At 65.2% G+C, this 17,844-nt stretch carries 11 protein-coding genes; 9 read left to right on the plus strand and 2 right to left on the minus strand.

Going from position 1 to position 17,844, the window contains the following annotated elements:
- Positions 1 to 20 precede the first annotated feature (20 nt).
- Positions 21 to 701, plus strand: a complete 681-nt coding sequence (locus CVV68_RS02015; RefSeq protein ID WP_110499314.1) for a response regulator — start codon at positions 21 to 23, stop codon at positions 699 to 701.
- Between the two features lie 210 nt (positions 702 to 911).
- On the opposite strand, the gene CVV68_RS02020 is transcribed toward CVV68_RS02015, so the two are convergent.
- Positions 912 to 1,424 carry a hypothetical protein gene (locus tag CVV68_RS02020; RefSeq protein ID WP_245933272.1) on the minus strand — a complete coding sequence of 171 codons (513 nt, stop codon included), beginning with the start codon at positions 1,422 to 1,424 and terminating at the stop codon, positions 912 to 914.
- Positions 1,425 to 1,700: 276 nt separating this feature from the next.
- On the opposite strand from CVV68_RS02020, the gene CVV68_RS02025 reads away from it, so the two are divergent.
- From CVV68_RS02025 to glgX, 6 genes are all read left to right on the plus strand, one after another.
- Positions 1,701 to 2,183 carry a CarD family transcriptional regulator gene (locus tag CVV68_RS02025; protein ID WP_110499315.1) on the plus strand — a complete coding sequence of 161 codons (483 nt, stop codon included), beginning with the start codon at positions 1,701 to 1,703 and terminating at the stop codon, positions 2,181 to 2,183.
- 107 nt (positions 2,184 to 2,290) lie between these two features.
- Positions 2,291 to 3,073 carry a 2-C-methyl-D-erythritol 4-phosphate cytidylyltransferase gene (ispD, locus tag CVV68_RS02030; RefSeq protein ID WP_110499316.1) on the plus strand — a complete coding sequence of 261 codons (783 nt, stop codon included), beginning with the start codon at positions 2,291 to 2,293 and terminating at the stop codon, positions 3,071 to 3,073.
- Positions 3,074 to 3,099: 26 nt separating this feature from the next.
- Complete coding sequence (gene ispF, locus CVV68_RS02035; protein ID WP_110499361.1) at positions 3,100 to 3,714, plus strand: 2-C-methyl-D-erythritol 2,4-cyclodiphosphate synthase; 615 nt, start codon at positions 3,100 to 3,102, stop codon at positions 3,712 to 3,714.
- A complete protein-coding gene (cysS, locus tag CVV68_RS02040) occupies positions 3,711 to 5,129 on the plus strand; it encodes a cysteine--tRNA ligase (protein WP_110499317.1) in 1,419 nt (472 codons plus the stop codon). Before ispF ends, cysS begins: the two co-directional genes overlap by 4 nt.
- Positions 5,130 to 5,554: 425 nt before the next feature.
- Entirely contained in the window at positions 5,555 to 6,556 is a 1,002-nt protein-coding gene (gene rlmB, locus CVV68_RS02045) for a 23S rRNA (guanosine(2251)-2'-O)-methyltransferase RlmB (protein ID WP_110499318.1), read from the plus strand.
- A 1-nt stretch (position 6,557) separates the two neighbouring features.
- Entirely contained in the window at positions 6,558 to 8,705 is a 2,148-nt protein-coding gene (glgX, locus tag CVV68_RS02050) for a glycogen debranching protein GlgX (protein ID WP_110499319.1), read from the plus strand.
- A gap of 27 nt (positions 8,706 to 8,732) precedes the next feature.
- Here glgX and glgP read toward each other — a convergent pair whose 3' ends face one another.
- Positions 8,733 to 11,348 carry an alpha-glucan family phosphorylase gene (gene glgP / locus CVV68_RS02055; protein WP_211320689.1) on the minus strand — a complete coding sequence of 872 codons (2,616 nt, stop codon included), beginning with the start codon at positions 11,346 to 11,348 and terminating at the stop codon, positions 8,733 to 8,735.
- Positions 11,349 to 11,626: 278 nt separating this feature from the next.
- Between glgP and CVV68_RS02060 the strand changes: the two genes are divergently transcribed.
- Positions 11,627 to 13,648, plus strand: a complete 2,022-nt coding sequence (locus tag CVV68_RS02060) for an alpha-1,4-glucan--maltose-1-phosphate maltosyltransferase (protein ID WP_110499320.1) — start codon at positions 11,627 to 11,629, stop codon at positions 13,646 to 13,648.
- Between the two features lie 67 nt (positions 13,649 to 13,715).
- Positions 13,716 to 17,459 carry a 1,4-alpha-glucan branching protein GlgB gene (gene glgB, locus CVV68_RS02065; protein ID WP_110499321.1) on the plus strand — a complete coding sequence of 1,248 codons (3,744 nt, stop codon included), beginning with the start codon at positions 13,716 to 13,718 and terminating at the stop codon, positions 17,457 to 17,459.
- The last annotated feature ends 385 nt before the right edge of the window (positions 17,460 to 17,844 follow it).

Raw genomic sequence — 17,844 nt, forward strand, 5'->3', positions numbered from 1 at the left:
CCTACAAGGAGCAACCACGCGTGAGCCGGATCTTGATTGTCGAAGACGAGGAATCCATCAGCGATCCCCTGTCGTTCCTGCTGGGCAGGGAAGGGTATGAGGTGGAGGTGGCGGACGACGGGCTGGACGCCCTGGTGGCCTTTGAACGCAGCGGCGCCGATCTGGTGCTTCTGGACCTGCAGCTGCCGGGCATGAGCGGCACCGAGGTGTGCAAGCAGCTGCGCCAGCGCTCCGGCGTTCCCATCATCATGCTCACGGCCAAGGACTCGGAGATTGACAAGGTGGTGGGGCTGGAGCTTGGCGCCGACGACTACGTCACGAAGCCCTATTCCTCCCGGGAACTGATTGCCCGCATCCGTGCCGTGCTGCGCCGCCAGGGCGAACCGGAGGAACTTGTCAGCTCCACCGTGCACGCTGGCCCGGTCCGCATGGATGTGGAGCGGCACGTGGTGACAGTGCACGGCGAGGGCGTGTCCTTCCCGCTGAAAGAATTTGAACTGCTGGAAATGTTGCTGCGCAACGCCGGGCGCGTACTCACGCGCGGCCAGCTGATCGACCGGGTCTGGGGCGCCGATTATGTGGGTGACACCAAGACCCTGGATGTGCATGTCAAGCGGATCCGCAGCAAGATCGAGCCGGACCCGGCGGCGCCCCGTTTCCTGGTGACGGTGCGCGGGCTCGGCTACAAGTTTGAGCCCTAAGCCCGGCGGCACGCCAGCCCGGCGGCACGCCAGCCCGGCGGCACGCCAGTCCGGCGGCACGCCAGCCCGGCGGCCTGAGCCCGGCGGCACGCCAGTCCGGCGGCCTGAGCCCGGCAGCACGCCAGCCCGGCCCACAAAGGGCATAAAGCAGGGCACAAAAGGGGCCGGCCATCTCACAATGAGATGGCCGGCCCCTTTTGTGCGTGAAAGCTACGGCGTGGGTGTTGCGGTGGGCACCAGCGGCTTGTACTCCGCCAGGGTGCCGTCCAGGACGGGCACGTTCAGGGAGCCTGTATCGGTGGTGCCCCCGGACTGACGCAGCTGGAGAACTTCCATGGCGCCGGGCCGGGCCGTGACGGTGCTGAGGATGGCCGCGTCGTTGGCGCCGTTGAGGACCGTCGGAACGCCCGGCTTGACGGTGATCTCCGTCTGGGATCCCTGGGCGCCGCTGATGGTCAGCGTGATGTCGGACGTGGAGGTGTTGTAGAAGGTGCCCAAAACGCGTCCGGGGGCGTCCGCGCCGTTGGAAACAATCATCACATTGCGCAGTTCCAGGCTGCCCATGTTCAGCCGGACACCGTCCGAGGCCGAGTAGACCATGGTGGTGCTTTGCGCGTTGATGGCACTGCAGCCGGTAAACGCCATGGCACCAACGCCAATGGCGGCAATCAGGCTCAGGCGCCGTACTCGATTGGCTCCGGGAATGCCGGCAGCGATTCTCACGTCAGTAACTCCTCATGGAAAAAGACAAAATATCTGGCACCAGCTTATCCGCTCATGGGCCAAAAGCACGCTTTTGCGCCCCTTCTCGAAGTGAAGCGTGTATTGTGCGGGGCCGCCAGTGCACCTTGTGGGCATTTAGTCAAGGGTGCGGATAAATTCCAATTGTTGGAGCAATTGCGCGGTAAGCGTATCTTCACGCGGCCCTGACCTGCGGAAACTCAAGGGGGAGGGTGCTTTAACGTGGTAAAGTAGAAGTATTGGAAAGGGAGAATCCACATGCTTTTTGAGGTCGGCGAGACAGTAGTTTACCCACATCACGGTGCGGCAAAGATCGAAGAGATCAAGATGCGCACTGTTCGGGGTGAAGAGAAGATGTATCTCAAGCTCAAGGTTGCCCAGGGGGATCTAACGATTGAAGTGCCCGCGGAGAACGTTGACCTTGTAGGGGTTCGCGACGTTGTGGGCAAGGAAGGGCTGGAGCACGTATTTGAAGTGCTCCGCGCGGAATTTACGGAGGAACCCACCAACTGGTCCCGCCGGTACAAGGCCAACTTGGAAAAGCTGGCTTCCGGTGACGTCATCAAGGTTGCCGAGGTTGTGCGCGACCTCTGGCGCCGCGACCACGACCGCGGCCTGTCCGCAGGTGAGAAGCGCATGCTGGCCAAGGCCCGCCAGATCTTGATTTCGGAGCTTGCCCTGGCTGAAAAGACAGACGAGGACAAGGCCGCTGAAGTCCTTGACGAGGTTTTGGCCTCGTAGCAACAGCTGCAGGAGTGCCGGCCGTGCAAACGGCAGGCAAATCCCGGAAAGGAACCCCGACACCCACGGTGCCGGGGTTCTTTTCATGCCGGGGATAGTGTGGAGTCATGAATGAGCAAGTGGGCGGCCCCTGCGCCGTCGTGATTGTTGCCGCCGGTTCCGGACAGCGGCTGGGGCACGGCATCCCCAAGGCCCGGGTCCCGCTGGGCGGGGAGCCCATGCTGGCCCATGCCATCAGGGGCGTGGTGAAAGCCGGCATCGCCACGCAAATTTGCATCGCAGTGCCGCAGGACGACGCCGCCATGGTGGAGATTTGCCATCAGCTTGCCGCGGAGTCCGGAGCTGGGCCGGACATGGTGTGGAACGTGGTCGACGGAGGGACGGACAGGTCCGACTCCGTCCGCGCGGCCCTGGCCGTGATCGACAGCGGCGTTGGCACCGTCCTGGTGCACGACGCCGCCCGGCCGCTCACGCCCTCCGGAGTGTTTGACCGGGTGGTCGCGGCCCTGCGTGACGGCGCCAAGGCCGTGATCCCTGCCCTTGCCGTGGCGGACACCATCAAGACCGTGACTCCCGCCGAGCTGCCCGCCACCGGTGCCGGCGTGGAGAAAGTGTCGGGCACGCCGGTCCGCCACCTGCTGCGGGCCGTGCAAACGCCGCAGGGGTTTGAGCTGGACACCTTGCGCCGGGCCCACGCCTACGCCCTGACGCTGGACGCCGCCGCGGCCGCACAAATCACGGACGACGCGATGCTGGTCGAAGCGATCGGGGAGGACGTCTACGTGGTCCAGGGATCCACCCACAGCCTGAAAATCACCACGCCCATGGACCTCCTGCTGGGCGAAGCCATGCTGCAGGGGCCGCTGCGCCCACGTTGGGTGGAGGGATAGCCGTGGCAGGGGCAAACCCAGGGGCCGTGCTGCCCCGCACCGGGATAGGCATCGACACCCACGCCTTTGCCGCGGAAACGGACGACGCCGGCAGCCGGGTTCCCCTCTGGCTGGCCGGCCTGCTGTGGGAAGGCGAGAGAGGCCTGTCCGGCCATTCCGACGGCGACGCCGTCGCCCACGCGGCCGCGGACGCCCTGTTTTCGGCCGCGGGGGTGGGCGACCTTGGCAGCCACTTCGGCACCGACCGGCCCGAATGGAAGGGTGCCAGCGGGGTTTCGCTGCTCGCCGAAGCCGCGCGCATTGTCCGCGCGGCCGGCTTTGACATAGGCAACATTGCCGTCCAGTTTGTGGGGAACCGGCCCAAGTTCAGTCCGCGGAGGCTGGAGGCCGAGGCCGCACTCAGCCAGGCGGCCGGCGCACCCGTGTCCGTCAGCGCCACCACCTTCGACGGGCTGGGATTCACAGGCCGCGGCGAAGGCATCACCGCTGTCGCCACGGCGCTCGTGGTGCAAACCGGGCAGCCAGCCGTCGTGCCGGCCACCGGGGCCGCGGACGGGCACGCCACCGGGGCCGCGGACGGGCACGCCACCGGGCCCGCGGACGGGCACGCCACCGCCCAAGGGGATAACCTAGAGCCGTGACCCTGCGCTTTTATGATTCCGCCACCGCCGCCGTCCGTGACTTTGTCCCGCTGAAGGAAGGCCGCGTCTCCCTGTACTACTGCGGCGCCACCGTGCAGGGCGAGCCGCACATCGGCCACGTCCGCTCTGCCCTTGCCTTCGACCAGCTGACCCGCTGGCTGCAGACCAGCGGCCTCGATGTCACGGTGGTACGCAACGTGACGGACATAGACGACAAGATTCTGGTCAAGGCCGCCGAAAACAACGAGCCCTGGTGGGCGCTTGCGTACCGCTTTGAGCAGGCCTTCGAGGACGCCTACGACGCCCTCGGCATTCTCAAGCCCACCTACGAGCCCCGCGCCACCGGCCACATCCCGGAGATGCACGCCCTCGTCGCACAGCTCATTGAGCGGGGGCATGCCTATCCTGCCCCGGACAATTCGGGCGACGTGTACTTCGACGTGCGTTCCTGGGCCAAATACGGGTCCCTGACGCACCAAAACATCGACGACATGCAGGCCGCGGCCGACGCCGACCCCCGGGGCAAGCGCGACCCACGCGACTTTGCGCTGTGGAAGGGCTTCAAGGAGGGCGAGCCGGAGACGGCCCGCTGGGAGTCCCCGTGGGGCGCCGGCCGGCCGGGCTGGCACCTGGAATGCTCGGCCATGGTCACCAAATACCTCGGCACCGAGTTCGACATCCACGGCGGCGGCCTGGACCTGCGCTTCCCACACCACGAAAACGAGATGGCCCAGTCGCAGGCGGCCGGCCACGGCTTCGCAAGCTTCTGGATGCACAACGGGATGGTCACCTACCTGGGTGAAAAGATGTCCAAGTCCATCGGCAACACCATCAACCCGCGGGAAATGTTGGAAATCGCCCGCCCGCTCGTGGTCCGCTACTATCTGGGCCAGGCGCATTACCGCTCCGTGCTGGACTACCGCCCGGGCTCTCTCACGGAGGCCGCGGCCGCCGTCGAACGCATTGAAACCTTCATGCACGCGGCGCTCGCCAAGCTCTTCCCGGGTGGCGACTTTGGCTTGGTTGCGAAGCTGCCCGACGCCTTCCGCGCCGCCATGGACGACGACCTGAACATCCCCGCCGCCCTCGCTGTGCTCCACGATACCGTGCGCGCCGGCAACACGGCCCTGGCCGCCAGGGACGATGCCGGGACCCTCCTTGCGCTCCAGGGTGTCATGGGCATGACCGACGCACTGGGGATCAACCCAACCGAAGCCCAGTGGCAGCGCGGCGGTGACGCTACGGCTGAAACTGCCGCCCTGGACGTGCTGGTGAACGCCCAGCTGGCGGCACGGGCGCAGGCGCGGAAAGAGAAGAACTGGGCCGAATCGGACAGGATCCGGGACACACTGGCCGCGGCCGGCATCGACATTGCCGATTCCGCAGACGGCTCCATCTGGTCCCTGAAAAAGTAGCCGCCAACCAGCGCTCCCTCACAATCGGGGCACTTTTTGCCAACCCTCCCTCACCTCCCTTTGGTGGGCGAATCCAAAACCCTCCCTCACATAATGGGAGCTTTTCCACGACCCTCCCTCACCGGGTGAGGGAGGGTTCCCAAATTCGAGCCCGAAGCTGAGCTAGCGTTCTCCGTTGTGGCCCCGAAGGGAGCGTTCCTGGTGGCAGCGGGTGTTGGCACGGGTTTTCGCGCACCCGCCCGGGGTGAGGCTGCGCACGTTCCTGCCTGCATATCACAAAATCGGGGTGCAGGCCGTAAGCTGATAGCTACGGGTTTGCATTCCCGCGTATTCCCGTGTGCCTAAAAGCGTCCACGGGCACGAATTTTTAAAGAACTTCGGGGCCAGGAAGACAACGGCACCGCACCAATCGTAAGGGTTTTACCATGGCCAACAGTTCCCGCTCCGGCGCCGTCCGCAAGCTCAAGAAGGGCCCCAGCAAGGGCACAGGCGGGCTGGGCCGCAAGGCGCTTGAAGGCAAGGGTCCCACTCCGAAGGCGGAGGAGCGCCCCTACCACAAGGCGTACAAGAACAAGGAGCTCGCCGAGCGCTCCGCCGCCAAGCGTGGCGACGAACCCCGTTCCGCCGCGCCCCGCCGCAGCAGCGGCCCCAAGGGTCGCGCCACCGAGGAATTGGTCACGGGCCGCAATTCCGTGGTTGAGGCGTTGCGTGCCGGCATCCCCGCGAAGGCGCTGTATGTGGCCGTCCGCGTTGACATGGACGAGCGCGTGCGTGAGTCCATTAAGCTGGCCACCGAACGGGGCATCCCGCTGCTGGAAGCACACAAGCCAGAGTTGGACCGCCTCACCGAGGACGCCATCCACCAGGGCCTGGTCCTGCAGATCCCGCCGTATGAATATGAAGACGCCGTGGACAAGGCCGGCGAGGTCATGGACAAGTGGAAAAAGGGCCACATCGCCAACGCCCCCCTCATCGTCGCATTGGACGGAATCACCGACACCCGCAACCTCGGCGCCATCATCCGCAGCGTGTCCGCATTCTCCGGGCAGGCAGTCATCATCCCCGAACGCCGCAGTGCCGGCATGACGGCGGCCGCCTGGAAGACCAGCGCCGGTGCCGCCGTGCGCGTGCCCGTGGCCAAGGCCCCGAACCTGAACCGCGCCATCGGTGCGTTCCAAAAGATGGGCTACTTTGTGCTCGGGCTCGACGGCGACGGCGACGTTTCGCTGCCCGACCTCGGCCTGGCGACGGACCCCATCTGTCTGGTGGTCGGCTCCGAAGGGAAGGGTCTCTCCCGACTGGTGCGGGAAAACTGCGACCAGATAGTTTCCATTCCCATCAACTCCGCCATGGAATCCCTGAACGCGTCGATGGCGGTGGGTATCAGCCTGTACGAAATTTCCAAGCAGCGGGCGGCCAAGGCCTGATATGCCCGATACCGTAGTTGAAGATGTGAGCACGCTGGGGACGACGCTCTCGCGGCGCTTTCCGCTCGGTGTCAGCGCCCGCCCCCGTGAGAATGCGCCGGACACAGTCAACGTGGCCGTCTACGCCCCTGCCCTGGACCATGTCGTGTTGTGTTTCCAGCCGCCGGAAGGCACATGGAAGGCCATCCTGCTGCCGGACATGTCCGACGGCGTACACCACGGCCTGGTCACGGGCCTGCCGGTGGGCTCCCGATACGGTTTTTATGCCGGCACCCGGGACGGCCTCGAAGGCAACATTGACCCCGAAGTGGTCCAGCTCTTTCTGGACCCATATGGCCGCTACATCGACGAACGAACGGGCACCGACGGTGCCGTGAAGTACACCTCGGTGCGCATGCAGTCGGACTTTGACTGGGGTGAGTCCAAGAGCCCGCGGACTCCGCGGCGCAATTCCGTGATGTACGAGGCGCACGTGCGCGGCCAGACCATGTTGCACCCGGAAGTCCCCGAGGAGATCCGCGGCACGTATGCCGGGATGGCACACCCCTCCATCATCAAGCACCTGCAAGAGCTGGGCGTGACCGCCGTCGAGCTTCTGCCCATCCACTTCCACATTGACGAGCCGCACCTGGACGGCACCGGCATGAGCAACTACTGGGGCTACAACACGCTGGGCTACTTCGCCCCGCACGTGAAGTACGCCAGTGCCCAGGCCCGTGAACGCGGCCCGGAGGCGGTGCAGGCCGAGCTCAAGGGCATGGTGAAGCTGCTTCACCTGGCCGGGATTGAGGTCATCCTGGACGTGGTCTACAACCACACTGCCGAGGGCGGTCAGGGCGGCCCCGCGTTAAGCTGGCGCGGGCTGGCCGAGGAACAGTACTACCGCATGCGCGACGGCAGCTATTTTGACACCACGGGGTGTGGAAACACGCTGAATTTTGGCAATCCCAACGTCATCAAGATGGCCATGGACTCGCTCCGATACTGGGTGGAGGAATTCCACATTGACGGCTTCCGCTTTGACCTGGCCGTGTCCCTGGCACGGGACGGGGACCACGAATTCACCAACCAGCATCCGTTCCTGCTGGCTGCGGCCACTGACGGCGTCCTGGCGTCAACCAAGCTGATCTCCGAGCCATGGGACGTGGGCTACGGCGGCTGGCAGACCGGAAACTTCCCCACGGGCTGGTCGGACTGGAACGATTCCTTCCGCGACAACGTCCGCGAGGTGTGGCTCAGCGACCGTGCCGCCAAATTCGACGGCCACCACCAAGGCAGCCTGGCCAAGTTTGGCGACGCGCTGGGCGGTTCCGCCGAATTGTTTGCCCAGTCCGGCCGCAGCCCGATGGCCTCGGTAAATCTGATCACCGCCCACGACGGCTTCACCTTGGCGGACCTCACCGCGTACAACGAAAAGCACAACGAGGACAACCAGGAAGGCAACCGGGACGGCAACGCCGACAACAGAAGCTGGAACCACGGGGTGGAGGGGATCGCCAACGACCCCGTAATCCTGGCCCAGCGCGCCCGGACCGCCCGGAACATGATGGCCACCCTGCTGCTGGCCCTTGGCATCCCGCTCATCACGGCCGGGGACGAGCTCGGGCGCAGCCAGGGCGGGAACAACAACGCCTACTGCCAGGACAACGAGATTGCCTGGCTGGACTGGTCCATGGATGACGAGGCCAAGACCATGCTGGCGGCGACGAAGCGACTCGTGCAGATCCGCAAGGATTTCCTGTCCGAGCAGCCCAGCAGCTACCCGACGCGCGGCGGCGAATCCTTCATCCACTGGTTTGGCGCTGACGGGCTGGCCATGACCCCTGAACGCTGGACCAACCCGCACGAACGCGTCCTCACCATGCTGATGGGCTCGCCGAATGGGCAGGTGGACGGCCTCGTTGTCTTCAACGCCGGCATCACCGACGAGGATGTGACTCTGCCGGCCAACCCGCGCTTTGCCGAGGACCCATCCGTGGTGCCGCACCCCTACAAGCTGCGCATGACCACGTCCGGCGCCTACCTGGACGACGACGGCGAACCGTCGTTCAGCCTGCCCCGTGCCGTGCCGCGGGTCCGGGCAGGGGAATCGGTCCCGGTCGAGGCAAACACGATCCAGATCTACCGCAACGGGCTCCCCAAGCCCTGACCGGTGCGGCCGCGGCCAGAGTTTCCGCTACGCCGTGACGATCAGGCCCAGTTCCGCCGAATTTGCCAAGGAGGCATGCCGGGGGAGTACCTGCACGCCGTAGCCAAAGCTGCCGGAACGGTCAATGACCAGCTCGGCCACAAACTGGTGCCGGCCGCCGCCGAGGTCCACGGCCGAATCCAGTGCCAGGGTGCGGGTGTCGCTGAGCTCGTCGGAGTCGCCCACCCGTCCGTAGGAAACGGAGACGGCGACGTCGTCGGGGGTCAGCCCGCCCAGGAACACATTGGCCCGGACCGCCAGCGCCTGGCCAATCTGCGGTTCGTCCGCGAGCCCATGGGACTCAACGTGCTCAACGCGGATGCCGCCCCATTCGGAGCGGACCCTGCCAATCCAGGCTGAAAATTCCTTCGTGGCGGCATAGTCGCCGTCTTGTGCCGCCCGTCCCGCAGCGGCGGCCGGCTGATAGAGGCGCTGTACATATTCCTGCACCATCCGCTCAGCTGAAACCGCGGGGCCAAGCTTGGAGATCGTGTGCTTGATCATGGAAATCCAGTGTGAAGGCAGCCCCCCGCTGCCCGGATGTGACGGCCCGGCCGCACCGGCGCCGTCGGACACCAGGTCGCCGTAGAACCGCGGCGCCACCTGCGTCTCAAGAAGTTCGTAAAGTGCGGCCGACTCGATGTCGTCGCGTTCCTCATCGCTGGTGCCCTGGTTGGCCGTGGGGATGGCCCAGCCATTTTCGCCGTCGTAGAGTTCATCCCACCAGCCGTCCATGACGGACAGGTTCAGTGAACCGTTGATGGCTGCCTTCATGCCGGAGGTGCCGCACGCCTCGAGGGGCCGCAGCGGGTTGTTCAGCCAGACGTCGCAGCCGGGGAACAGTGTGCGCGCCATGGCGATGTCGTAGTTGGGCAGGAACACAATCCGGTGCCGGACTTCCGGATCGTCGGTGAACTGGACCAGTTCCTGAATCATCTTCTTGCCCGCATCGTCGGCCGGGTGTGACTTCCCTGCGATCACCAGCTGAATGGGGTTCTCGGGGTGCAGCAGCAGCGCCTTGAGCCGGGCGGGGTCGCGCAGCATCAGGGTCAGCCGCTTGTAGGTGGGAACGCGGCGGGCAAAACCGATGGTCAGCACGTCCGGGTCCAGGGCGGAGTCCGTCCAGGCCAGCTGCGCGTCCGCGGCACCCCTTTTCTTCCAAGAGGAACGCAGGCGGCGGCGGGCATCGGCCACGAGCGCCGAGCGCAGGCGGCGGCGCAAGGCCCAGACGTCGGAGTCGCCGACCTCGTAGACCTTGGACCAGTCAGGACCGTCCAGCACATCCGCGCCAAATTTCTCCCGCGCGAGCTGGGCCAGTTGCGGGTCAACCCAGGTGGGCACATGGACGCCGTTGGTCACGGAGGTGATGGGGACGTCGTCGTGGTCAAATCCCGGCCACAGGCCGGAGAACATTTCGCGGGAGACCACGCCGTGCAGCTTGGCCACGCCGTTGGCGCGCTGGGCCAGGCGCAGGCCCATGACGGCCATGTTGAACACGTCGGGATTGCCGCCGTCGTAGTTCTCCGCACCGAGGGCAAGGATCTCATGCACGGGGACGCCCGGGGCCAGCTCGCCGGCAAAGAAGTGCTCAATCATGCTGCGGGGGAAACGGTCGATTCCGGCCGGCACCGGGGTGTGGGTGGTGAAGACGGTGGAGGCCCGCCCGGCCGTCAGGGCCTCGGCCCAGGACAGCGGGTTGGCCGTGAGCGCCGGGTCCATGAGTTCGCGGATGCGCTCAATGCCCAGGAAACCGGCGTGGCCCTCGTTGGTGTGGAACACTTCCGGCGCCGGGGTGCCGGTGAGGCGGGCATGCACGCGCAGTGCCTTCACGCCGCCCATGCCCAACAGGAGTTCCTGGGTCAGCCGGTGGTCCCCACCGCCGCCGTACAGCCGGTCGGTCACGCCACGGGCGGCCGCGTCGTTCTCGGCCACGTTCGAGTCCAGGAGCAGCAGCGGCACCCTGCCCACGTCGGCGCGCCAAATATGGGCGCGCAACACGCGGCCCTCGGGCAGCGGCAGCGAAATCTGCACCGGGGCGCCGTCGTCCTCGCGGAGCAGGGTCAACGGCAGCGCATCGGGATCCAGCAAGGGGTACGTTTCCTGCTGCCAGGCATCCCTGGACAGGGACTGCTTGAAATAGCCGGCCTGGTACAGCAGCCCGACGCCGATCAGCGGAACGCCCAGGTCGGAGGCGGATTTCAGGTGGTCTCCGGCCAGGATGCCCAGGCCTCCTGAGTACTGCGGAAGCACTTCGCTAATGCCAAATTCCGGGGAAAAATAGGCAATGGTTTTCGGGGCGTCCCCACCAAGGGACTGGTACCAGCGCGGCTCGTCCAGGTACACGGCGAGGCTGCGGTCCGCCTCGGCCACCCGGGCCACCACCTCCGGGTCTTCCGCCAGGGCATTGAGCTGCTCGCGGGAGATCGCGGCAAGCATGGCCAGCGGATCGTGCCGGGCGTCCTCCCACAACACCGGGTCCAGCGATTCAAAGAGCCGTCGGGTGGGCAGATGCCACGACCAGCGCAGGTTGGTGGCAAGGCGGGGGAGCGCGCCAATCGGCCCGGGCACAACGGTGCGGACAGTGAACCTACGTATCGCCTTCATGCCGGTCACCATAACCCATGAACGTAACGGCAATACTGCGGGAGCGACACAATCGCGCCTTCATGACGTAACGAATCCTTCCCGCATGGGCAAATTGTTCTTAACACGATTGAAACGCCCAATATCGGCGCAGACCTTCGCATTTGGTGACAGGAGTCGCTAACGTCTTGTTTGTGAGTACCTCGAAGCCAGCCACCCAAGCACCAGCCGCACGCCACGCAGCAGCAGGCGCAGGAGCAAGCGCAGCGGCGGGCGCAGCGACATCCGCGGCCCGCCCTGTGCCGGCTCCCAGGCAGGGACTGCGCTTCGGGCGCATCCCCGTCACCAACGTCCAGCCCGTCATTGAAGATGGAAGGTTCCCCGCCAAGGCGGTGCGGGGCGGCGACGTGCAGGTGCGCGCCGTGGTTTTCCGCGAAGGACACGACGCCGTTGGTGTCACCGCCGTGCTGTTGGACCCCAGCGGCAGGGAGGTCCAGCGGACGCCCATGATACCGCTGGGCAAGGGAACCGACGCGTGGGGTGGCACGCTCACGCCCACGGCGGAGGGTGCCTGGCAGTTCGCCGTCGAAGGTTGGACGGACCTCTATGCCACCTGGAGCCACAACGCGCAGGTGAAGATCGACGCCGGCGTGGACGTCGACGTCATGCTGGCCGAGGGCCGGCTGCTCGTGGCCAAGGCCGCCACGGACACCCCGCATGCCGGGGACGCCAAGGCGTTCAAACATGCAGCCAAGGTGCTCGCGGACACCACGCTGAACACCAACGACCGCCTCGCCGCCGGCACCAGCGCGCAGGTGCGCGCCGCCGTCGGACGGTTTCCGCTGCGGGACCTGGTGACGCGCAGCCGCAACTACCCCCTGCAGGTGGAGCGGGACGCCGCCGGCCGCGGCGCCTGGTACGAATTCTTCCCCCGTTCCGAAGGCGCAGTGCGCCATCCCGGGACGGGCGTGTGGACGAGTGGGACCTTTACGACGGCGGCCCGGCGCCTCCCGGCGGTCGCGGCCATGGGCTTTGACGTGGTGTACCTGCCCCCGATCCACCCCATCGGCGCCATCAACCGCAAGGGCCCCAACAACACATTGGTGGCCGGCCCAGCCGATCCCGGCTCGCCCTGGGCCATTGGTTCGGCGGACGGCGGGCACGACGCCATCCATCCGGACCTGGGCACTTTCGAGGACTTTGACGCATTTGTTGCCGCCGCCAATGAGCTGGAGCTGGAAGTGGCGCTGGACCTGGCCCTGCAGTGCGCCCCGGACCACCCCTGGGCAACCGGGCACCCCGAATGGTTCACCACCCGGGTGGACGGCACCATTGCGTATGCGGAGAACCCGCCGAAAAAATACCAGGACATTTACCCGCTGAACTTTGACAACGACCCCGCCGGACTGTCGGCGGAGATCCTGCGGATTGTGCGCCTGTGGATCGGCCACGGCGTGAAGATCTTCCGCGTTGACAATCCGCACACCAAGCCCGTGTGGTTCTGGGAATGGCTCATCGGAACCATCAACGCCGAGAACCCCGAGGTGGTGTTCCTGGCCGAGGCATTCACCCGCCCGGCCATGATGGCGGCGCTGGGCCGGGCCGGATTCCAGCAGTCGTACAGCTACTTCACCTGGCGCAACACGAAGGAGGAGCTGGAGGAATACCTGCACCACGTCAGCCGCGAATCCGCCGGCTACTTCCGTCCCAATTTCTTTGTCAACACCCCTGACATCCTCACCGAATACCTGCAGTACGGCGGCCCGGCGGCGTTCAAGATCCGCGCCATCCTGGCAGCCCTGGGCAGCCCGCTCTGGGGCATGTACGCCGGATACGAACTCTATGAACATGTGGCACGGCCCGGCTCGGAAGAAAACATCGACAACGAAAAGTACGAGTACAAGGCCCGGGACTTCGCCGGCGCCGAGGCCGCTGGGCGGTCGCTGGCACCCTTCGTCACGCTGCTGAACAAGATCCGCCGCGCCCACCCGGCTCTTCTGGACCTGGAAAACCTGACGCTGCACAAGAGCTCGGACGAGGCCACGCTCGTTTTCAGCAAGCACAAGGACATCGCGGCCACTGCAGACGTCCCGGCCCGCAAGGACACCATCATCGTGGTCATCAACGTCGATCCGCACAGCATGCGCGAAGGCCAGGTCACCCTGGACCTGGACGCCCTGGAACTGGACGGGCTCGCCCCGGACGGCACGTTCATCGTCGATGAACTCATCACCGGCGCCACGTGGAACTGGGGCAAGCAAAACTACTTCCGGCTGGACGCCCACCTGGAACCGGCCCACATCCTGCACGTGCGGCGGTAGGCATGCCGTCGCCAACCACCTCCCCGGGACCACGCTCCCTTCGCGGTGCCGGATTGGCCAGGCACTGATGGACGCCGCCCTCCCCGGCCTCCTGGCGGACTGGCTGCCCGCGCAGCGCTGGTACCCCCTCAAGGGCGGTGCCGGAGCAGGCGCCACGGTGCGCGTGGCCGGCACATTGGAACTGCCGCAGCCCCGCCCCGACACCGATTTCACCGTCCTGTTCGTTGACATCGTGCCCGCCGGTACTGCCACTTCCCCGCACGACGCCGGACGGGTCGTCACGCTGCAGGTTCCCTTGGGCGTGTGCCGCCAAAGGCCGCGGGGCGTGCCGGAGACTGCACTGCTGGGGGAGCTTCCTTCCGGTGGGTGGGTGTACGACGCCCTGGCCGACCCCGCCTTTATGAGCGCCTGGCTGGGCGTCATTTCCGGGGCCACACCGTTGGAGGCAGTGCAGGCCTGGCACAGCGGCACCATTTTTGACAGGGCGGTCGGCACGCGCGGCATTGAAGGCACTGACGGCACGGACGGCACTGAGGGCACTGGCGGCACGGCATCTGTTGGCGCGCTACGCACCATGGGTTCCGGCCCGACATCCGTTGACGCCGTACGCACCATGGGCACCGAACAGTCCAACAGTTCGGTGGTCTTTGAGCTTGCGGGGCAACCGCTCATTGCCAAGTTCTTCCGGGTGCTCCATCCCGGTCCACACCCGGAAGCCGAGATCGGCAGGGCCCTGGCGCAGGCCGGCAGCAGCTTTGTCCCCAAACTGCATGCGGCAGCTACCCTGCGGGCCCCGCAACCGGCAGCTATCCCCGGGGCTCCGCTCGAGGGGTCAAGCAGGGATCCTGCCGGGACCACACTCTTTGTCATCCATTCCTTCATCCCCAACGGGCAGGACGGTTGGGAAACGGCACTGGCCGCCGCGGGCAGCGGCAGCGATTTCACCGCCCAGGCCGGGGCCATCGGCAGGGCGCTGGCGCACGTCCATGGCAGCCTGCTCGACTCGCTGGGCGCCACCACCGGTTCGGACGAACAGCGCGACGAGTTTGTGGAGGCGATTACCGCCCGGCTCACCTGGGCCTGGAAACTGGCCCGCCCCGTCGTCGGGCCCTTCGACGGGGCATTCGCGGATATCATGGCACAGTTGCGCTATTTGCGGCGCCTGCCCCCACTGCAGCGCATCCATGGCGACCTTCACCTGGGCCAGCTCATTCAGGCCAACGGCCCCGGAAGCAACACGTGGTACCTTTTGGACTTCGAGGGCGAGCCGATGCGGCCGCTGGCCGGGCGAAGGAGTCCTGACGTGCCGCTGCGCGACGTGGTGGGACTGCTTCGCTCCCTTGGCTATGCTGGCGCGCAGGCCACCAACCAAGGAACCGTCACCGCAGGGGAGGCTGCACGCTGGGTGCGGGCCTCCAGCGCGGCGTTCATTGACGGCTACCAGAGTGTCCGGCCCAACTCCATTGAATTGGATTCGACGCTTTTTGTGTCATTGTGGCTGGATAAGGCGCTTTACGAGGTTGTTTATGAGTTGCAAAACCGACCCGGTTGGGTTGGAGTGCCGGTAAAGGCCGTTCAGGATTTGTTTGAAACAAGGGAAAGTAGTGTGGACATGGGACTGAAGAAGACCGCGCCTCTGGCAGTCGATGCAGGAGTCTTGGCCAGCGTTTCCGAGGGAACCTACTATGCGCCGCACTCGGTGCTGGGTGCCCATTTGGATTCCGACGGATTTGCCACCGTTCGCACCCTCCGCCACCTGGCGAAGTCGGTGACCGTGGTTACGGACAGCGGGCAATTCCCCATGAAGCACGAACACGGCGGCATTTGGGTTGCCGTGGTGCCGGCGGAGGAGGCCGGGCATGCCCCCGACTACCGTCTGGAAGTCAGCTACGCCGACGGTACGCACCAGGCCGACGATCCGTACCGCTACCTGCCCACGGTGGGCGAACTGGACCTGCACCTCATGGCGGAAGGCCGCCACGAAACGCTGTGGACCACCCTTGGCGCCCATGTGCGCCGCTATCATTCCGGCCTTGGAGACGTGACCGGTGTCAGTTTCGCGGTGTGGGTTCCGGCCGTGCGGGCAGTGCGCGTCATCGGTGAATTCAACAACTGGGATGGCCGTGGACACGCCATGCGCAGCCTCGGAACCAGCGGGGTGTGGGAGTTGTTCATACCAGACGCCGCGGCCGGAGAGCGCTACAAGTTTGAGATTCTGACCGAAGACGGCCGGTGGCTGGAAAAGGCCGATCCCATGGCGTACGGCACCGAAGTCCCGCCGCTGACTGCGTCGCGGGTGGTGGAGTCAAACTACGCGTTCCAAGACGCGGAATGGATGGCCGCGCGGGCTGCCCGCGATCCGCACAACTCACCCATGAGCGTTTACGAGGTCCATCTTGGCTCATGGAGGCAAGGCCTCTCTTACCGTGAAATGGCCTCCGAGCTCGTTGACTACGTCAAGTGGCTGGGGTTCACACACGTTGAATTCATGCCGGTGTCCGAGCACCCGTTCGGTGGATCATGGGGATATCAGGTCACCTCGTACTTTGCGCCGACATCGCGCTTCGGGCACCCGGATGAATTCCGCTTCCTAGTCGACTCGCTGCACCAGGCCGGCATTGGGGTCATCATGGACTGGGTTCCGGCCCATTTCCCCAAAGACGAATGGGCCCTGGCCAAGTTCAACGGCGGCGCCCAATACGAGCACGCCGACCCGCGCCTGGGCGAACACCCGGACTGGGGCACCCTCATCTTTGACTTTGGCCGCAACGAGGTGCGCAACTTCCTGGTGGCCAATGCCCTGTACTGGCTCGAGGAATTCCACATCGACGGGCTTCGTGTCGACGCCGTTGCCTCCATGCTCTACCTCGACTACTCCCGCGAGGACGGCCAGTGGAGCCCGAACCGCTTCGGCGGTCGGGAAAATCTCGAGGCCATCAGCTTCCTTCAGGAAATGAACGCGACCGCCTATCGCCGCAATCCGGGTGTGGTCACCATCGCTGAAGAGTCCACGGCGTTCCCCGGGGTCACCGCCCCCACCTCAGCTGATGGACTTGGGTTTGGCATCAAGTGGAACATGGGATGGATGCACGACTCCCTTACCTATATGGCTGAGGATCCGGTCAACCGCGGCTGGCACCACAACCAGATCACTTTCTCCCTGGTCTACGCGTTCACGGAAAATTTCCTGCTCCCGATAAGCCACGACGAGGTCGTCCACGGAAAGGGCTCGCTGCTGCGGAAAATGCCGGGTGACCGCTGGCAGCAGCTAGCCAACCTCCGGGCATACCTTGCCTTCCAATGGGCACACCCGGGCAAGCAGCTGATCTTCATGGGCACTGAGTTCGGCCAGGAAGCGGAGTGGAGTGAACAACACGGACTGGACTGGTGGTTGGCCGAAAACCCGCCGCACCGTGGCATCCAGCTGTTGGTGAAGGAACTCAACCGGGTCTACGCCAACACCCCGGCACTCTCCGAACAGGACAACAAGGCTGAAGGCTTCACCTGGGTCAATGGCGGGGACACCACGCACAATGTCGTGTCCTTCATCCGCTGGGACAAGGCCGGCAACCCGCTGGTGTGCATTATTAACTTTGCCGGCGTCGCGTATGAGGGCTACCGGGTGGGCCTGCCGCAGGGCGGCGCGTGGGAAGAAGTGTTAAACACGGACCGTGCGGAATTTGGCGGTTCCAATGTCCTCAACGGCGGCCAGCTGGCTGCCGAATCCGAGGCCTGGGACGGCCAGAAAACTTCGCTCGCGTTGCGCATTCCGCCGCTCGGGGCCGTGTACCTGCAACCGCTGAAGATGTGATCCCCGGGCCCGTGGATGAACATCTTCCTGCCGTTTGGTGAACTCGGCTGGATGGTGTTAGAGTTAGTACCCCGCCGGGCAAACAGTCCGGTCCAGGAAAAGACCAAGACATCGGCCTTGAAATATAGGCTCGATAACATGTGTTCAAATTTCGGCGATGAGAATTGCTGGGAAACGAACACCGGCCTGAACTGAAGATTTGACTATCACTGGTCTGGCGGGTAAGTTTGTGTGGTTGCTCCGGCGCTGATCGTTGCGGATTGTTTACTGGTTTTTTCGGTGCTTTTCGGGTGTGTTGGCCGGGTGTGGTTGTTGTTTGAGAACTCAATAGTGTGCCAAGTTTTATTGATACCAATTTATTGTATTGAATTGGTTATTTGGTTTT

It is taken from the genome of Arthrobacter livingstonensis (assembly GCF_003219815.1).
GTDB classification, from domain to species: Bacteria; Actinomycetota; Actinomycetes; order Actinomycetales; family Micrococcaceae; genus Specibacter; species Specibacter livingstonensis.

What these genes read in the sequence shown, in the direction of transcription:
- glgP (WP_211320689.1), bottom strand. Translation starts at nt 11,348, where the DNA reads ATGAAGGCGATACGTAGGTTCACTGTCCGCACCGTTGTGCCCGGGCCG.
- glgX (WP_110499319.1), top strand. Translation starts at nt 6,558, where the DNA reads ATGCCCGATACCGTAGTTGAAGATGTGAGCACGCTGGGGACGACGCTC.
- rlmB (WP_110499318.1), top strand. Translation starts at nt 5,555, where the DNA reads ATGGCCAACAGTTCCCGCTCCGGCGCCGTCCGCAAGCTCAAGAAGGGC.
- glgB (WP_110499321.1), top strand. Translation starts at nt 13,716, where the DNA reads ATGGACGCCGCCCTCCCCGGCCTCCTGGCGGACTGGCTGCCCGCGCAG.
- CVV68_RS02025 (WP_110499315.1), top strand. Translation starts at nt 1,701, where the DNA reads ATGCTTTTTGAGGTCGGCGAGACAGTAGTTTACCCACATCACGGTGCG.
- ispD (WP_110499316.1), top strand. Translation starts at nt 2,291, where the DNA reads ATGAATGAGCAAGTGGGCGGCCCCTGCGCCGTCGTGATTGTTGCCGCC.